Here is a 16,489-nt window from a genome sequence, read left to right on the forward strand (position 1 = left end):
ATGTCGCACGATAACCTAAATTCCCCGCGTGAAGGAGCTGCCCTAAGCGATTGTCCCAACATCACTTTGCGGCATGAAGGTGGCCGAAACCAATCTGCCCTTGAAAGCCCAAATTATCATTAACCTGGAACGGCCGCTAATTTCGCCGCTGCCACCTTCCCCGTTCGTCGGCCTGCCAATAGGTGACCTCAAATCCGCGCGTCTTGCAATCCGTCCAAGTGCTGCGCGCCGCCGCAAGCGCGTCCGGATCGTCGCCGTTGAACAGCAGCACCATGCGCTCATAGGCTTCCGCATCCTCGGGCAAGGCGGCGTTGTCGACCAGGAAACGGACATTGGCGCCATTCGGATTGTCTGCCTCGATCGCCAGCACGATCGGCTGCTCGGCAACATCGTTCACCCGCCATGTCGCGTGCGGCAGGAAGGAATCGTCGCGATAGGTCCATAGATGCGCATCCAGCGCATCGGCGCGCTCGGGTGACGTTGACTGCACCACGACCCGCCAGCCGCGCTCGAGCGATTTCTCGAGAAGCGGCGGCAAGACGTTCTCAACCGTCATGTTTTGCAGATGATAGAAAAGAACTTCTGTCATTTGCGCTCGTAATGATCGGCCACCAGACGATCAAGCAACCGGACGCCGTAGCCCGAGCCCCAGCTCTGGTTGATGTCGGTCTTCGGCGCGCCCATCGCGGTGCCGGCAATGTCGAGATGCGCCCAGGGCGTACCATCGACGAAACGTTGCAGGAACTGCGCGGCGGTGATCGAGCCGCCGTGGCGGCCGCCGGTGTTCTTCATGTCGGCGAACTGGGAATCGATCAGCTTGTCGTATTCGGGGCCGAGCGGCAGGCGCCAGACCTTCTCACCGCTCTCGATGCCGGCCGCGAGCAGACGCTCGGCCAGTTCGTCATTGTTGGAGAACATGCCGGCATGATCGGTGCCGAGCGCGACCACGATCGCGCCGGTCAGCGTCGCCAGGTCCACCATGAATTTCGGCTTGGTCTTCTTGGCGACGTACCAGAGCACGTCGGCCAGCACGAGGCGCCCTTCGGCGTCGGTGTTGATGATCTCGATGGTCTGGCCTGACATCGAGGTGACGATGTCGCCCGGGCGCTGCGCATTGCCGTCGGGCATGTTCTCGACGAGGCCGATGGCGCCGACCACGTTGACCTTGGCTTTGCGAGCCGCGAGCGCATGCATCAGGCCGACGACGCAGGCCGCCCCGCCCATGTCGCCCTTCATGTCCTCCATGCTGCCGGCCGGCTTGATCGAGATGCCGCCGGTGTCGAAGCAGACACCCTTGCCGACGAAGGCGACCGGTGCCTCGCCCTTCTTGCCGCCGTCCCAGCGCATGATCACGGTGCGGCTCGGTCGGGCCGAACCCTGGCCGACGCCGAGCAGCGCGCCCATGCCGAGCTTCTGCATCGACTTGACGTCGAGCACCTCGATTTTCACGCCGAGCTTCCTCAGCTGGCCGGCGCGACGCGCGAACTCTTCGGGATACAGCACGTTCGGCGGCTCGTTGACGAGATCGCGCGCGATGATGACACCGTCGACGACCGCGCCGGCCGAGGCAAAGGCCTTCTTCGCAGCAGTCGCATCGCCGACCGCCAGCGAGACGTCGGCGCGCAAGGCGCCCTCTTCGCCGTCCTTCTTCTTGGTCTTGTAGCGATCGAACTTGTAGGCGCGTAAGCGCAGGCCCGAGGCGATCGCGACCGCCTGCTCGGTGTTCATGGCGCCATCAGGCAGTTCCGCCATGATGGTCATGGACGCGGAACCAGCCTTGAGCTTGCTGGCGGCCATGCCGCCGAATTTGAGGAAGTCGTTGCCCTTCAGGCTCGAGGTCTTCCCGGTCCCGATCACGATCAACCGTTCGGCCTTCAGGCCTTCGGGGGCGAGGATGTCCAGGGCGGCGCCGCTTTTGCCCTTGAATGAGCCGGCCCCCGCCGCCCGCTTCACAAGTTCGCTGGCACCGCCGAGCGCCTTGGCGGTTGCCGGGCCAACCTTCAGAGCATCGTCACAAAATACGACCAGAATGCCACGGGCGGCGGAAGCGAGCGGGACGAAGCCGACCTTGATGGCATCGGACATGGGTAACTCCTCGAAAACATGGGGCTTTTTGCCGATCGATCGATACGGTCGAAAGCCGGACCTGAACGGCGATTCACTCTGCTTTCCACACTATGGGCGAGATCGGCGGTCGATGCCAAGCACCGCCCGTGGCGTGGAGGTCACATCGAGGGAAATATTAACCATATATTGACGGTGCCACGGGTCAGCCATTTTGTTGACGGATCAAAGGGATGGTAGTGAGAAAGTAAGCTGCCGGAAGAGCCGGTTGGGCGACCTCGGGGATCCCCGTCAGGGGATTGGTCGAACAGCCGGAATTCCGGTGCGCGCGTTGGGGCTTTGGTGGGATTCGTGCGGTAGCGCATGGGGTCGATTGACAGGTATATTTTCCGCACGACGCTGGCGTCGTTTGCGCTGGTCCTGGTCAGCCTCACCGGCGTGATCTGGATTACGCAGGCGTTGCGCGGCATCGACCTGATGACGAGCCAGGGTCAGACCATCATGACCTTCCTCGGCATCACCAGCCTCGTGATCCCGGCGCTGGTGCTGATCATCTCGCCGATCGCGCTGATGATCGCGATCTCGCACACGTTGAACAAGCTCGCGACCGATTCCGAGATCATCGTGATGAATGCCGCCGGCTTCTCGCCGTTCCGGCTGTTCTATCCGTTCTTCTACGCCACCTGCGTGGTGGCGCTGCTGGTCGCCTTCATCGCGGCCTACCTCGCCCCCGACGGCATGCGGCGGATCAAGCAATGGGACGCCGAGATCACCGCCGACGTGCTCACCAACATCCTGCAGCCCGGCCGCTTCGCCCAGCTGGACAAGAACCTCACGATCCGCATCCGCGAGCGGCTGCCCGGCGGGATCCTAGCCGGCATCTTCATCGACGACCGCCGCGATCCCAACGAGCGCGTCTCGATCGTCGCCGAGCATGGCGAGGTCGTGAAGAACGAGAACGGATCGTTCCTGGTGCTGAAGGACGGCAATCTCCAGCGCTTCGAGGCCGGCAAGCGCGACCCCGCGCTGGTGGCATTCGGCCGCTACGGCTTCGACATGTCGAAGTTCGGCAATCAGGGCCACGACGTCACCCTCGGCATTCGCGAGCGCTATCTTTGGGAGCTGTTCACGCCGTCCCAGGACGATCCCGTCTACAAGGCGGTCCCCGGCCAGTTCTGGTCGGAGCTGCATGATCGCCTGATGGCGCCGCTCTATCCGTTCGCCTTTGCGGCGCTGACCTTCGCCTTCCTCGGCGCGCCGCGCACGACGCGGCAGAGCCGCAACTTCTCGATCGGCGGTTCGGTGCTCGCGGTGTTTGGGCTGCGCATGGCCGGCTTTGCCTGCTCCGTGATGGCCGTGAAGACGCCATTCGTCGCCGGCGTGCAATACGCAATGCTGGTGGTCGCGATCGGCACCGGCATCTGGATGATCGTCGGCGGCATCGTGGTCGAGCCGCCGCCCGGCCTGCTGGAGGCCATCAACAGGTCGAACGCGCGGATCGCGCGGCTGTTCGGACGGCCGGCCGCCGCATGAGCATGCTCACCAACACGCTCGGGCGCTATTTCGCCGGCCGCTTCGTGGTCGCCGCACTCGGCGTGTTCGCGAGCATTTTCCTGCTGCTGGTGCTGGTCGATTACATCGAGATGGTGCGCAAGACTTCAGGGCTCGCCTCCGCCTCCGCGATCATGGTGGCCGAGACCTCGTTGTTCCGGGTGCCGCAATTGCTGGAGAAGCTGACGCCGTTCTGCATGCTGATCGGCGCCATGACCTGCTATCTCGCCCTCTCCCGCCGGCTCGAGCTCGTGGTGGCGCGCGCGGCCGGCATCTCGGCCTGGCAGTTCATCTCGCCGGCGCTCGGCAGCGCGCTGCTGATCGGCGTGCTCGCCACGGTCGCCTACAATCCGATGTCGGCCAATTTGCGCGAACTGTCCAAGCGCATGGAAGCCGAGCTGTTCGGCTCGGCGCCCGGCGGCGGCATCCAGGACGCCTCGGGCTTCTGGCTCAACCAGGTGACCAACGACGGCCAGACCATCATCAACGCCGCACGCAGCGAGCAGCAGGGCATCCGGCTCACGGGCCTTACGCTGTTCCGGTTTGACACAGATCAGCACTTCAAGGAGCGGATCGAGGCGCGCGAGGCGACGCTCGAGTCCGGCCATTGGCTGTTCAAGGGCGTGCGCCGCTTCACGCTCGACGCCCCGCCGGTCGACCAGGCTAGCCTGGAGATTCCGACGACGCTGACCGAGGCGCAGGTCCGCAACAGCTTTTCCACACCCGAGACTGTGTCCTTTTGGCAACTACCGAGCTACATCCGCTCGTCCGAGAGCTCGGGCTTCGCGACAGCCGGCTATCGACTCCAGTATCACAAATTGCTGGCACAGCCGTTTTTGCTCGCCGCCATGGTGATGCTCGCGGCCTCTGTGTCGTTGCGCTTCTTCCGGATGGGTGGCGTACAGAAGATGGTTTTGAGTGGCGTGGGCGCAGGCTTTCTGCTCTACGTTCTGTCGAAAGTGACTGAAGACTTGAGCAAGGCTGAGTTGATGCATCCGATCGCTGCGGCGTGGTTGCCCGTAGTGGTGGGCGGCCTCACCGGCTTTTTGGCCTTGCTGTATCAGGAGGACGGATAGTGACGGCCGTCCGCCGAGGACATCCGGCTGGCTGGGCGCAGCGCAACGTGGTGCGCGCGAACGGAGGCGGCTTGTCAATCCGCAAGCTCGTGCTCGCCGCTATTGCCGTCGCCTCGCTCGCCGGGATGATGGATGCCGCGGTGACGCCTGCGGCCGCGCAGAGCTTCACCTATAATCCGCTGCCGCCGCGTCCGAAGCCGCCGCGGGCCGCCAATGACGGCCAGATGCTCGTGCAGGCGACCGAGGTCGACTACGACTACAACAATTCGCGCGTCTCGGCGGTCGGCAACGTCCAGCTGTTCTACAATGGCACCAGCGTCGAGGCCGACAGGGTCATCTACGACCAGAAGACCAAGCGGCTGCATGCCGAGGGCAACATCCGCATGACGGATGCCGACGGCAAGATCACCTATGCCGAGATGATGGACCTGTCCGACGACTACCGCGACGGTTTCGTCGATTCGCTGCGCGTGGACACCGAAGATCAGACCCGCATGGCCGCAACCCGCGCCGACCGCTCCTCGGGCAATTACACCGTGTTCGAGAACGGCGTCTACACGGCCTGCGCGCCGTGCCGGGACGATCCGAAGAAGCCGCCGCTCTGGCAGGTCAAGGGTGCCCGTATCATCCACGACCAGCAGGAGAAGATGCTGTATTTCGAGACGGCGCAGCTCGAATTCTTCGGCGTGCCGCTCGCCTACATGCCCTACTTCTCAACGCCAGACCCGACCGTGAAGCGCAAGACCGGTTTCCTGATGCCGGGCTTCACCTCCTACACGGCGTTTGGCTACGGGGTCGAAGTCCCGTTCTATTGGGCGATCGCGCCCGATATGGACGCAACCTTCAACCCGCGCATCACCTCCAGGCAGGGCGTGCTGTTCCAGGCCGAGTTCCGCCAGCGCCTGCAGGACGGCGCCTACCAGGTTCGCGTCTACGGCATCGACCAGCTCGATCCGGGCCATTTCGTCGGCCAGCCCGGCGACCGCCAGTTCCGTGGCGGCGTCGAGACCAAGGGGCAGTTCGCTCTGAACGACAAATGGGTCTGGGGCTGGGACGGCGTCCTATTGTCCGATTACTATTTCATGTCGGACTACCGCCTGTCGGCCTATCGCGATCCGCTCGGATCGTTCCTGAATCTGCCGACGGAAGCGATTTCGCAGCTCTATCTGACCGGCGTCGGCAATCGCAGCTTCTTCGATGCCCGCACGATGTACTTCCTGAGCTTCTCGGGCAACCAGCAGCAGGTCCCGGTCGTCTATCCCGTGATCGACTACTCGAACGTGCTCAATTATCCGATCTTCGGCGGCGAGGTCTCCTACAAGACGAATTTCGTCAATCTGACGCGTAACGACGCGACGTTCGATCCGATCACGACGTTGGCCAATACCAACAGCCTGTGCACGATGCTCTCGGCCGATCCGCTCGCGCGCACGCCGGCGCAGTGCCTGCTGCGCGGCTTCCCCGGCACCTACACCCGCCTGTCGGCGGAGGCGCAATGGCGCAAGTCCTACACCGATCCCTTCGGCGAGATCTGGACGCCGTTCGCGATCCTGCGCGCCGACGCGATCAACTCCGAGGTTTCGAACCAGCCGGGCGTGGCGAACTACCTGCCCGTCGGCGACACCCAGGCGTTCCGCCTGATGCCGACCGTCGGCCTCGAATACCGCTATCCCTTCATCAACGTTCAGCCCTGGGGCTCGACCACCATCGAGCCGATCGCCCAGGTCATTATCCGTCCAAACGAGACCTATGCCGGCAAGCTTCCGAACGAGGACGCGCAGAGCATGGTGTTCGACGCCTCGAACCTGTTCAGTGTCGACAAGTTCTCCGGCTATGACCGCGTCGAGGGCGGCGGCCGCGCCAATGTCGGCGTGCAGTCGACCACGCAGTTCGACAGGGGTGGCGCGATCAAGGTGCTGTTCGGCCAGTCCTACCAGCTGTTCGGCATGAACTCCTTCGCGGTGCAGGACTCCATCAACACCGGAATCAATTCCGGCCTGGACAAGCCGCGCTCGGATTACGTGGCCAGCGCCAGCTATTCGCCGAACAGCACCTATACGTTCAGCGTCCGCTCCCGCATGGACGAGCAGACCTGGAACTTCCAGCGCTTCGAGGCGGAAGGCCGCGCCAATTTCAATCGCTGGTCGGTCAGCATGCTGTACGGCAATTACGCCGCCCAGCCTGAGCTCGGCTACCTGACCCGGCGCGAGGGCATCCTGACGACGGGCTCGATCAAGGTCGCGACCAACTGGGTGGTGACGGGCTCGGCGCGCTGGGATCTCCAGGCCAACAAGATCAACCAATATGTGCTCGGCGCCGGCTATGTCGACGATTGCTTCGTGCTGGCGGCGAACTATGTAACTTCGTATGCCTACTCCGCGGGCACCACGCCGCCCGTGCTGAGCCACGCGTTCATGTTCCAGATCGGCTTGCGCACGCTGGCGACCTCGACGGGGGCCAGCAGTTCCGCCGGCATCCAGTGAACCCGTCCAAAATGCCGGCCGCGCGATCCCTATCGCAGGATCATTTCGGCTGACATGCGAGCGACAACCATGACGACCTCCTTGCCTGTGTTCCGCCTCCTCCCTCCTGCTCTCGGCGCCTTGCTGGTCGCCATGCTCGTGCTCGCCGGCGCGCCGGCCCGGGCGCAAAACATCGTGGTAATGGTCAACGGTGATCCCATCACCGATTTCGACATCGAGCAGCGCTCCAAGCTCGACACGCTGACAACTCAGAAGACGCCGAGCCGGCAGGACGTCATCAACGCGCTGATCGACGACAAGATCAAGATCAAGGAAGGCAAGAAATACGGCGTCGATCCCACCGCCGCCGACGTCAACCAGTCCTACGAGGGTATGGCGCAGCGCATGCGCATCTCGCCCGATCAGCTCACGAAGTCGCTCGAGGTCAAGGGCATACGTCCCGACGTCCTCAAGAGCCGCATGAAGTCCGAGATGGTCTGGACCAGCCTCGTGCGCGGCCGGTTCAAGGAGAAGCTGATCGTCGGCGAGAAAGACGTCGCCGACAAGGTGCGCGAAGGCGGCACCGAGAAGCTCCAGATCGAGGGCACCGAATACAAGATGCAGCCGATCGTGCTGATCGTGCCGCGCGGCTCGTCTGCGGGCTTGCAGGAGTCGCGGATGAAGGAAGCCGAGACCTATCGCGCGCGCATCGGGAGCTGCGAGGAAGCCAATTCGCTGTTCCGCGCGACGCCGAACGCCACCATCCGCGAGAGCGTCACCAAGACCACGGCAGATCTTCCGGAGGCGCTGCGCAAGGTGCTCGACGACACCCCGATCGGTCATCTGACCGCGCCCGAGGTGACCAAGGCAGGTATCGAAATGGTGGTGCTGTGCGACCGCAAGCCGACCACCATCGATACGCCGAAGAAGCGTGAGATCCGCGACAAGATGTACGTGGAGAAATACGAGAAGACCCAGAAGGCCTATCTCGACGAACTCCGCAAAGCGGCGATGATCGAATATCGCAACCGCTGATGGCCGCTCCTACAAAGCCCCTCGCGCTCACGCTGGGAGAACCCGCCGGCATCGGCCCCGACATCACCATCGCCGCCTGGCTGAGGCGCCGCGAGCTCGGCCTGCCCGCCTTTTACCTGCGCGGCGACGAGGCGTTCATCGCCCGGCGCGCCAAGACACTGGGCAAGGGGCTCGGCGCCGACATCGCGATCGCCTCGGTGAGCCCAGGCGAGACCGAGGCCGCCTTTGCCGGCGCCCTGCCCGTGGTTGCGACCGGAGAGCACGCGACCGCAGAGCCCGGCAAGCCCGACGCCTCGAGCGCACCGGCCGCGCTCGCCTCGATCCGCGAAGCCGTCGCCGACGTGCGGGCGGGCCATGCCAGCGCCGTCGTCACCAATCCCATTGCCAAGAGCGTGCTCTACCGCGCCGGCTTCCGCCATCCCGGTCACACCGAATTCCTCGCAGAGCTCGCCGAAGCGGACGGACGCGTGCCGCAGCCGGTGATGATGCTGTGGTCGCCGCGACTCGCCGTGGTGCCGGTGACGATCCACGTGTCGTTGCGCGATGCCCTCACCCAGCTCACGAGCGATCTCATCGTCTCGACCGTGCACATCGTTGCGACCGAGCTGAAATCCCGTTTCGGCATTGCCCGACCGCGCATTGCGATCTCCGGACTCAATCCGCATGCCGGCGAGGACGGCTCGCTCGGCCACGAGGAGCAGACCGTGATCGCGCCGGCGCTCAAGGTGCTGCGCAACGACGGTATCGACGCCAGGGGGCCGCTGCCCGCCGACACCATGTTCCATGAAGCCGCGCGCACCAGCTATGACTGCGCCGTCTGCATGTATCACGACCAGGCGCTGATCCCGATCAAGACCGTGGCGTTCGACGACGCGGTCAACGTCACGCTCGGCCTGCCCTTCATCCGTACCTCGCCGGATCACGGCACCGCCTTCGACATCGCCGGCACCGGCAAGGCCAACCCGGCGAGCCTGATCGCCGCGCTGAAGCTTGCCAGCCGCATGGCGGCTGCAAACAGCTGATGAGCGCGATCGACGACCTCCCGCCGCTGCGCGAGGTCATTCGCCAGCACGCGCTGTCGGCCCGCAAATCGCTGGGTCAGAATTTTCTGCTCGATCTCAACCTTACCGCGCGCATCGCCCGCGCGGCTGCGCCGCTTGAAGAGAGCACCATTGTCGAGATCGGCCCCGGCCCCGGTGGACTGACCCGCGCGCTGCTCGCGCTCGGCGCCAAGCGCGTCATTGCCATCGAGCATGACGAGCGCGCCATTCCTGCCTTGCAGGATATTTCCGCGCGCTACCCTGACAGGCTCGAGATCGTGCATGGCGATGCCATGACCTTCGACCCGCGACCGCTGCTCGGCGGCGAGCGCGCCAAGATCGTCGCCAATCTCCCCTACAACATCGCGACCCAGCTTCTGATCAACTGGCTCACCATCGAGCCCTGGCCGCCCTGGTACGACATGATGGTGCTGATGTTTCAGCGCGAGGTCGGCGAGCGCATCGTCGCGCGCGAGGACGAGGACGCCTACGGCCGGCTCGGCGTGCTCGCCAACTGGCGCTGCGAAACAAAGATCCTGTTCGACATTGCGCCGTCCGCCTTCGTGCCGCCGCCGAAAGTCACCTCCTCCGTCGTGCGGCTGGTGCCGCGCCACGAGCCTCTGCCGTGCGATCGCAAGTTGCTCGAGCAGGTCGCAGCCGCGGCCTTCGGACAGCGCCGGAAAATGCTGCGGCAGAGCCTGAAATCGCTTCAAGCGGATCCTGCGCGGCTTGCTGCTGCCGCCGGTGTCGATGCGACGCGGCGCGCCGAGACGATCCCCATCTCCGGCTTTGTTGCCATGGCGCGTGAATTGGCGGATATACGCAGCGAAGCTGGGTAACAAGAATTCCGGAGGAAGAAAAATGGCGTTGATGCGTCGGCAGTCGCTGGTCAAGTTCGATGCGCCCCTGTGCGAGACCATCGTCGATACGCCCAAGCCCAAAGCTGCCGAGGTGCTGGTGCGCATCGAGCGCTGCGGCCTCTGCCATTCCGACCTGCACATCCAGGACGGCTATGCCGATCTCGGCGGCGGCAAGAAGCTCGACACCACGCGCGGCATGACGCTGCCCTTCACCCTCGGCCATGAGATCGCCGGCGTCGTCGACGAAGTCGGCCCTGATGTGCCCGCAAGCCTCGTCGGTTCGAAGAAGGCGGTGTTTCCCTGGATCGGCTGCGGCCAGTGCCGCGACTGCAAGAACGGCGACGAGAATCTTTGCGCCAAGCAGCGCTTCCTCGGCGTCTCCATCGACGGCGGCTTCGCCACCCACGTGCTGGTGCCCGACGCAAAATATCTGCTCGACTACGATCCCTTGCCGGTCAACCAGGCTGCGACCTTGATGTGCTCCGGCGTCACCGCCTACGGCGCGCTCAAGCGCCTGGTCGATCGTCCGCGCCAACGCAATCTGCTGCTGATCGGTCTTGGCGGCGTTGGCATGATGGGCCTGTCGTTCGCGCAGGCGATGTTCAAGCAGCCGATCACGGTTGCCGATCTGTCGCCAGCCGCGCGCGAGACCGCGCTGAAGAACGGGGCTGCGGTCGCCTATGACCCGTCCGAGCCCGACGTGATCAAGCGTATCCTGAAGGAGACCGGCGGCGGCTTCGACGAGGTGGTCGACTTCGCCGGCAACGAAAAATCGATGGCGTTTGCGGTCGCGGTCGCCGCGCGCGGCGGCAAGGTCGTGATCTCAGGCCTGATGGGCGGCCAGTTCACGCTGCCGATGGTGCAATGGGTCTACAAGCGCCTCACCGTCGAGGGTTTCATGGTCGGCACGCTTGCCGAGGCGCATGAGCTGATGGCGCTCGCCCGCGCCGGCAAGATCAAGCCGACGCCGATGCGCGAAGAGCCGATGGGCGACGTCCAGAAGTGGATCGACGAATTGCGCGGCGGCAAGGTGGTCGGCCGTATCGTGCTGAAGAACTGAGTACCAGTCGGCGGCGGGATGCACGTCTCGCCGCCGCGCCCGGAACGGCTTCGGTCGCACCGCGTTGGCAGCGCATGTCCATTCGCTGTACGGTCGAGAGCGCATTCTTCATCGCCTGGAGCTTCCTTGAGAAGACCGGCGAGCTCGGGCCGCCTGATGCGTCCGCGGACATCATTCTCGATGCGATCGAGGCGCAACTCAGGACCGGCGAGCGCCGGCCGCTGATGCTCTCCAACCGAGCGATCGAGGCCTATCGGCGGGCGAACCGCCAGTCGGCGGCGCGCGAGGCCCGCCTGGGGTAGCGGGTCACCTGCGCATACGCTGTGTTCACTGTTGCACAGAGCGGGTGTTCCGTTTTCGAAATATCCGGTGTTCTCCGGTCAAGAACAGAGTTCGAAGCGTGGCGGACAGGCAACAATGCTTGCGCGGCGGCGCCCGACATCAATCTCTTTCAATTTCCCGTAAGGCCAGTGCGCCAGTTGATCTGCGTTCGCGTTGCGATCACTTCAGACCCGAGCTTGGAACGCCGTGTGCGTCCAGCGCGTTCACCACTCGTCAAGGCAATAACGGAGTCCGATTTGCATGACGAAGCCGCTGACAAAAACCGTGCAACCTGTTCCCAACGAGAACCAGAGCCACAAGGGCGCCGGCAGCGCGCCGACAGTTCCTGTCGACACGACCAAAGGCCATCGCGACGACGAGAAACAGAACATCCGTGAGCAGGCTGCCCACGGCAACATCACCCAGAACACCAGCAACCGGCGCATGGGCTAGGCGCAGAAACCAGGGGGACTAAAGAGGAGATACGAACTTGATGACCCCCGGCAAATGGTACGATCCGATCTCCGAACGCTGGATCGCGCCGCGCGAATTCCACGTCGTAGCTCCCTCCCCCCACGCCAGCGAGAACCACGTACTCGAGATGCAGAGGTCCATCGAGATCCAGCGCATCTGGCGCCTGCTGGTCGATTGCTGCGCAAGCAAGTGATGCTCTTGCCCGTGCGTGACGGCGAAGCAGCGCGCCGTCAGCCACATGTTAGTCTTTCTGCATGACCGATCCCGCATCCTCCGCCAGGCCTGTCGCTAAGCCCATTGCAATCGCGATCCGCTATCTCGCGATCATCGCCGGCTGCGCCTGCCTCCTTGTCACCGCGATCTGCTTTGCGATCGCGTGCCAGGTCTTCATTCAAACCGGCGTGTTCGCGCAATCCTACGTGATGGTGGGATTGATCGGCGGCGTGCTCGGCATGTTGGCGCTGAAGCTGGCGAGTGTGTGGAGATAGACCCCCTTCGGCCCTGCCGGTGCGACGGGGGCAAAAGTGTATCGCTTTGGCCTCCATCGGGCGAAGTCACAAAGCAAGCCTCGGGCAAAAGCCGCCGCGAGATGGATGTGTCCTGCCCTTCCCGGCCGCGAGGCCTGGAAGGCTCGCTGCCGCACGGAATGTCGCACACCGCTTTTCGCGAGCGCGCCCGGCTGGTAGATTGTCGGCATTGATTTGGGGGCTTTCATGCACGCGAGGATTTTCAATCGCGTCCTGACGCTGGCGGCGCTCATCGCAGCCACGCTTGTTGCCGCGCAGCCGGCATCGGCCGAGAAGCGCATCGCGCTGGTCGTCGGCAACTCCGCCTACAAGAACATCACGCCGCTCGACAATCCGTCCAAGGACGCGACGCTGATGGCCGACACGCTCGGCTCGCTCGGCTTCGCGCTGGTCGGCGGCCACGCCCAGCTCGATCTCGACAAGGCCGCGATGGACATCGCCGTGCAGAGCTTTGGGAAGCAGGTGCAGGGCGCTGACGTTGCGCTGTTCTATTATGCCGGCCACGGCGTACAGGTAGCCGGCTCCAACTACCTCGTCCCGGTCGGCGCCAATCCGACACGCGAGGCCGACGTCGATTTCCAGATGACCGACGTCAACCTCGTGCTGCGGCAGATGCAGGGCTCCGGCACGCGGCTCAACCTCGTCATTCTCGATGCCTGCCGCAACAATCCCTTCGGCTCGCGCGGCCTACGTTCCTCCGAAGGGGGCCTTGCGCAGATGCGCGCGCCCGAGGGCACGCTGATCTCCTACGCGACACAGCCCGGCAATGTCGCCCAGGACGGCAGCGACGGTCACAGCCCCTACACCAAGGCGCTCGCCGCGACCGTCCGCACCGCAGGCCTCGACGTATTCCAGACCTTCAACCAGGTCGGGCTTGCCGTGAAGCGCGCCACCGCAGGCGCGCAGCAACCCTGGGTCTCGTCCTCGCCAATCGACGGCACGTTCTACTTCGTGCCACCGACGCAAACCGCGCCACCACAGGTCGCGGCGATGCAGCCCGATCCACTGCCGTCGGAGCGCCTCCGTGCCGACCCCGACCGCGTTCCGTTGCGCGATGCCGCGTTGCTCAGCGAGTTGAACGAGCGGCTCTACGAGCTCAATTTCGATCCTGACACGCCCGACGGATTGACGCGCGCCATCACGAAACTTCAACAGCGCATTGCCATGGCACCAACAGGCGAAGCGACCGAGGGCCTGCTGCTGCGGATGCGCAAGATGGAGGATCTCAAGCCGTGGGGCTCGATCGTCTACGGGCCCGACAGCAACAAATGGGGCATCTCGTGGAATCACGCCTCGCGGCGCGCGGCGGTGGCGGATGCGCGCGGCAATTGCGCCGGTGCCAAATGTGCGATCGAGCTCTCCTTCTACGGCAAGAGCTGTGGCGCGTTCGCAATCTCGGACAAATCCTGGTCGCTGGTCCAGCGCGACAGCGTCCAGCGCGCGAAGGACGCAGCGCTTGACGATTGCGGAAAGGCTGGCAAAGCTTGCCGCATTATTGGGGCCGTCTGCGCCGACGGCTCCGGTCGTTGATTTTCATAATGTGGATTGGTTGCTCATGACGAACTTCGCCCGCGCCTTTGCGCTCACCTCGCTCATCGTCACCCTCGCCTCGACAGCCACATTCGCGCAATCCGGCAGCGCCGGCGGCTCGATTGGCAATGACGAGAAGTCCCTGTCCGGCTCGCGCCAGGACAGTGCGCCCGGCCGCTCCGCCGAACCCGCGCCGTCGGCGCGCCGGAGCAAACCGGCCGCAGACGAACCCCGCTCGTCGTCACGGCGCGGTGGTGGAGGCGGTGGCGGAGGCAGCTTCGACGGCGCCTGGTCCGTCACCAGCGTCGGCTGTGGCGGCACGGTCAGCGGCGCGACCGTCGTGACCTCGGGCCGTGTGATCGCCGAAGGCGTCAGCGGGACCGTCAGCCCGAACGGCGCGGTGCACACGTTCGGGCATGGTGAAGGCGGCATCACCTATACCGGCGCCGGCCGCCTGTCCGGGCGCAGCGGTTCCGGCACGTTCCGCCGCTCCGACGGCTGCTCGGGAACCTGGACCGCGAGCAAGCAATAACGCCGGCAAAAAGCCTGAATTCGCGGGGGAACGAACGCCGCGCAGGCCCGATTCAAGCCACATCCTCTCCGGATTTGCGGCTCATTGCCACCTAACTCTTTGTTGAGAAAGGGAAGGTAACGAGTTGCGTCATGCGTAATCGGGAGACCAGGATGGGCAACCGCACCGCAAAGTTTCTATCCGCGCTGGTCGGCAGCATTATTGCCGGCGCACCATTGGCCGCTGTCTCACAGAACGCGCCAAGCGCCCCTGCCGCTGCAAGCACGGCGAATGCCGCGAGCGACTGTCTCGGCTCGCCGAAGGGCACAGCGCCGCAGGGACAGCACTGGCACTATCGCGTGGAACGCGGGACCAAGCGGCAGTGTTGGTATCTGCGTGCCGAGGGCGCTAAGGCCACAACCACCGCGCAGACCGCTGAAGGTTCGGCGCAACCGGATTCATCGCCACCGCAATCGGTGCAGAATGCGCGCGCCGAATATATCGTGCCGCAGGGAACGCCCGCGCAAGCAGCGCCTGCGACCGCGCCGAAGGCAACTCAGCCCGCGCCCACCAGCAGCGGCGAAACGCAGCAGCCGGCCGTCGCCACGCGCTGGCCTGATACCATGACGGCAGCCGCCGCGCCGGAGCTGGCAGCGGCACCCGCGCCAGCAATCGACCAGCCGAGCGCGCAGCCGCCGGCATCCCCTGCCCCGGTGGCGCCCGCCTCGGCCGACAATGCTGACAAGCCGACGGGGTCGCTCCCGACATTGCTGCTCGTGATCGTCGGAGCGCTCGCGCTCGCCGGCCTCATCGCCAGCGTAATCTATCGCTTCGCCGGTGGCCGAGCGCGCGTGCAGACGGCCGATCGCCGCGTGAATTGGGACAGGCAGGATGATGGCAACAGCCGCGCGCCCTGGCACGCGGCGCCGCGCGCAGAGCGGCCGCTTCCGGTGGACTTCGACGCTGTGCGTCCGGAGCCGCCGCAGATCGCCGCATTCACCGACGAAATCCGCCGGATCGCAGCGCAAAGCCGTCCCCTTGCGGTCGCGGCCGCGGAGCCCGAGAAGACCGAGATCGACTATTTCGATGGCGAGTTCGAGATCGAGGCGACAGCGTCTCTCGCGGCCGACGGCCAAGACGACGGCCATGGCGAAGAAACGACCGATCACGATGTGAACGCGCATCAGGAGCACGTCCACGACGCGGACGCGCACGAGGACCATGCGCGCGACGACAATGCCGTCGACGTCGACGTCATCACGGCGATGCTGGAACGGCTGGCGAACGAGGGGCCGCGGCTGACGCAGCCGAGAATCGAGCCTAGCCTTGAAGCTGACCTTGCAGCCCTCGCACGAAGCTCACGAGGCCGGTCCGCCGCTCGCGCTTGAGGCGCTCGGCCTTCAGGATCGACTGCACCTCGGCGAAGGCGTCATCGACGTTGTGATTGATGACGATGTAGTCGTACTCGGCCCAGTGGCTCATCTCATGGCTGGCGCGGCTCATGCGCTTGCGGATGACCTCGTCGGAATCCTGCGCGCGCGAATGCAGCCGCTTCTCGAGATCGCCGGCCGACGGCGGCAGGATGAAGACGCTGACGACGTCGGCGCGCGCTTTTTCGCGCAATTGCTGGGTTCCTTGCCAATCGATGTCGAACAGCACGTCCTGCCCCGCCGACAGCGCGGTCTCGACGGGCGCGCGCGGCGTGCCGTAGCTGTTGTCGAACACGGTGGCCCATTCCAGGAGCTCGTCGCCCTTCACCATGGCGTCGAACTTGGCCTTGTCGACGAACAGATAATCGCGGCCGTCGACCTCGCCGGGCCGCATCGCGCGTGTGGTCGCGGACACCGACATGCGAAGGCCCGGCATACGGTCGATCAGCATGCGCGACAGCGTCGTCTTGCCCGCCCCCGATGGCGAAGACAGCACGAACATCAATCCGCGCCGCTCGACCCCGTCAGTGCCGTGCCCCGTCGTCATC

General features: G+C 64.8%; 17 protein-coding genes. 14 read left to right on the forward strand and 3 right to left on the reverse strand.

The features are described from left to right. Positions 1-136: 136 nt before the first annotated feature. Positions 137-589 (reverse strand): DNA polymerase III subunit chi, encoded by a 453-nt coding sequence (locus L6637_RS04665; RefSeq protein WP_237858308.1) that lies wholly within the window; start codon positions 587-589, stop codon positions 137-139. Then, on the reverse strand, positions 586-2,085 hold the full coding sequence (locus tag L6637_RS04670) for a leucyl aminopeptidase (protein WP_237858310.1): 1,500 nt from the start codon (positions 2,083-2,085) through the stop codon (positions 586-588). Before L6637_RS04670 ends, L6637_RS04665 begins: the two co-directional genes overlap by 4 nt. Before the next feature lie 342 nt (positions 2,086-2,427). On the opposite strand from L6637_RS04670, the gene lptF reads away from it, so the two are divergent. The 14 genes from lptF to L6637_RS04740 all read left to right on the forward strand — a co-directional run bounded on the left by lptF (position 2,428) and on the right by L6637_RS04740 (position 15,899). Next, the gene (gene lptF, locus L6637_RS04675; RefSeq protein ID WP_237869385.1) at positions 2,428-3,597 is read left to right on the forward strand and encodes an LPS export ABC transporter permease LptF; all 1,170 of its coding nucleotides are present in this window, start codon (positions 2,428-2,430) and stop codon (positions 3,595-3,597) included. After that, positions 3,594-4,691, forward strand: coding sequence for an LPS export ABC transporter permease LptG (gene lptG / locus L6637_RS04680; protein ID WP_237858313.1), 1,098 nt, complete (start codon positions 3,594-3,596; stop codon positions 4,689-4,691). The genes lptF and lptG overlap by 4 nt, the downstream gene beginning before the upstream one ends. Beyond that, a complete protein-coding gene (locus tag L6637_RS04685) occupies positions 4,691-7,174 on the forward strand; it encodes an LPS-assembly protein LptD (RefSeq protein ID WP_237858315.1) in 2,484 nt (827 codons plus the stop codon). Before lptG ends, L6637_RS04685 begins: the two co-directional genes overlap by 1 nt. Positions 7,175-7,243: 69 nt before the next feature. After that, positions 7,244-8,188, forward strand: coding sequence for a SurA N-terminal domain-containing protein (locus tag L6637_RS04690; RefSeq protein ID WP_237869387.1), 945 nt, complete (start codon positions 7,244-7,246; stop codon positions 8,186-8,188). After that, a complete protein-coding gene (gene pdxA, locus L6637_RS04695; RefSeq protein WP_237869389.1) occupies positions 8,188-9,210 on the forward strand; it encodes a 4-hydroxythreonine-4-phosphate dehydrogenase PdxA in 1,023 nt (340 codons plus the stop codon). The genes L6637_RS04690 and pdxA overlap by 1 nt, the downstream gene beginning before the upstream one ends. Next, positions 9,210-10,067, forward strand: a complete 858-nt coding sequence (rsmA, locus tag L6637_RS04700; RefSeq protein ID WP_237869391.1) for a 16S rRNA (adenine(1518)-N(6)/adenine(1519)-N(6))-dimethyltransferase RsmA — start codon at positions 9,210-9,212, stop codon at positions 10,065-10,067. Before pdxA ends, rsmA begins: the two co-directional genes overlap by 1 nt. 22 nt (positions 10,068-10,089) lie before the next feature. Further along, positions 10,090-11,148 (forward strand): alcohol dehydrogenase, encoded by a 1,059-nt coding sequence (locus L6637_RS04705; RefSeq protein WP_237858324.1) that lies wholly within the window; start codon positions 10,090-10,092, stop codon positions 11,146-11,148. A 74-nt stretch (positions 11,149-11,222) separates the two neighbouring features. Then, positions 11,223-11,450 carry a hypothetical protein gene (locus L6637_RS04710; RefSeq protein WP_237869393.1) on the forward strand — a complete coding sequence of 76 codons (228 nt, stop codon included), beginning with the start codon at positions 11,223-11,225 and terminating at the stop codon, positions 11,448-11,450. Between the two features lie 280 nt (positions 11,451-11,730). After that, positions 11,731-11,922 carry a hypothetical protein gene (locus L6637_RS04715; protein WP_237858327.1) on the forward strand — a complete coding sequence of 64 codons (192 nt, stop codon included), beginning with the start codon at positions 11,731-11,733 and terminating at the stop codon, positions 11,920-11,922. A gap of 40 nt (positions 11,923-11,962) precedes the next feature. Further along, on the forward strand, positions 11,963-12,136 hold the full coding sequence (locus tag L6637_RS04720; protein ID WP_237858329.1) for a hypothetical protein: 174 nt from the start codon (positions 11,963-11,965) through the stop codon (positions 12,134-12,136). 61 nt (positions 12,137-12,197) lie between these two features. After that, on the forward strand, positions 12,198-12,431 hold the full coding sequence (locus tag L6637_RS04725; RefSeq protein ID WP_237858331.1) for a hypothetical protein: 234 nt from the start codon (positions 12,198-12,200) through the stop codon (positions 12,429-12,431). A 225-nt stretch (positions 12,432-12,656) separates the two neighbouring features. Continuing rightward, complete coding sequence (locus L6637_RS04730) at positions 12,657-14,000, forward strand: caspase family protein (RefSeq protein WP_237858332.1); 1,344 nt, start codon at positions 12,657-12,659, stop codon at positions 13,998-14,000. Between the two features lie 25 nt (positions 14,001-14,025). Continuing rightward, complete coding sequence (locus L6637_RS04735) at positions 14,026-14,532, forward strand: hypothetical protein (RefSeq protein ID WP_237858333.1); 507 nt, start codon at positions 14,026-14,028, stop codon at positions 14,530-14,532. Positions 14,533-14,684: 152 nt separating this feature from the next. Continuing rightward, entirely contained in the window at positions 14,685-15,899 is a 1,215-nt protein-coding gene (locus L6637_RS04740) for a hypothetical protein (protein WP_237858334.1), read from the forward strand. On the opposite strand, the gene gmk is transcribed toward L6637_RS04740, so the two are convergent. Then, positions 15,832-16,488, reverse strand: a complete 657-nt coding sequence (gmk, locus tag L6637_RS04745; RefSeq protein WP_237858336.1) for a guanylate kinase — start codon at positions 16,486-16,488, stop codon at positions 15,832-15,834. The two genes, L6637_RS04740 and gmk, sit on opposite strands and share 68 nt — an antisense overlap. Position 16,489 lies beyond the last annotated feature (1 nt).

Source organism: Bradyrhizobium zhengyangense, assembly GCF_022012435.1.
Classification (GTDB): Bacteria; Pseudomonadota; Alphaproteobacteria; order Rhizobiales; family Xanthobacteraceae; genus Bradyrhizobium; species Bradyrhizobium zhengyangense.

Coding starts and splice junctions, on each gene's coding strand:
- L6637_RS04665 (WP_237858308.1), bottom strand. CDS start 589: ATGACAGAAGTTCTTTTCTATCATCTGCAAAACATGACGGTTGAGAAC.
- L6637_RS04670 (WP_237858310.1), bottom strand. CDS start 2,085: ATGTCCGATGCCATCAAGGTCGGCTTCGTCCCGCTCGCTTCCGCCGCC.
- lptF (WP_237869385.1), top strand. CDS start 2,428: ATGGGGTCGATTGACAGGTATATTTTCCGCACGACGCTGGCGTCGTTT.
- lptG (WP_237858313.1), top strand. CDS start 3,594: ATGAGCATGCTCACCAACACGCTCGGGCGCTATTTCGCCGGCCGCTTC.
- L6637_RS04690 (WP_237869387.1), top strand. CDS start 7,244: ATGACGACCTCCTTGCCTGTGTTCCGCCTCCTCCCTCCTGCTCTCGGC.
- pdxA (WP_237869389.1), top strand. CDS start 8,188: ATGGCCGCTCCTACAAAGCCCCTCGCGCTCACGCTGGGAGAACCCGCC.
- rsmA (WP_237869391.1), top strand. CDS start 9,210: ATGAGCGCGATCGACGACCTCCCGCCGCTGCGCGAGGTCATTCGCCAG.
- L6637_RS04705 (WP_237858324.1), top strand. CDS start 10,090: ATGGCGTTGATGCGTCGGCAGTCGCTGGTCAAGTTCGATGCGCCCCTG.
- L6637_RS04710 (WP_237869393.1), top strand. CDS start 11,223: ATGTCCATTCGCTGTACGGTCGAGAGCGCATTCTTCATCGCCTGGAGC.
- L6637_RS04715 (WP_237858327.1), top strand. CDS start 11,731: ATGACGAAGCCGCTGACAAAAACCGTGCAACCTGTTCCCAACGAGAAC.
- L6637_RS04720 (WP_237858329.1), top strand. CDS start 11,963: ATGACCCCCGGCAAATGGTACGATCCGATCTCCGAACGCTGGATCGCG.
- L6637_RS04725 (WP_237858331.1), top strand. CDS start 12,198: ATGACCGATCCCGCATCCTCCGCCAGGCCTGTCGCTAAGCCCATTGCA.
- L6637_RS04730 (WP_237858332.1), top strand. CDS start 12,657: ATGCACGCGAGGATTTTCAATCGCGTCCTGACGCTGGCGGCGCTCATC.
- L6637_RS04735 (WP_237858333.1), top strand. CDS start 14,026: ATGACGAACTTCGCCCGCGCCTTTGCGCTCACCTCGCTCATCGTCACC.
- L6637_RS04740 (WP_237858334.1), top strand. CDS start 14,685: ATGGGCAACCGCACCGCAAAGTTTCTATCCGCGCTGGTCGGCAGCATT.
- gmk (WP_237858336.1), bottom strand. CDS start 16,488: ATGACGACGGGGCACGGCACTGACGGGGTCGAGCGGCGCGGATTGATG.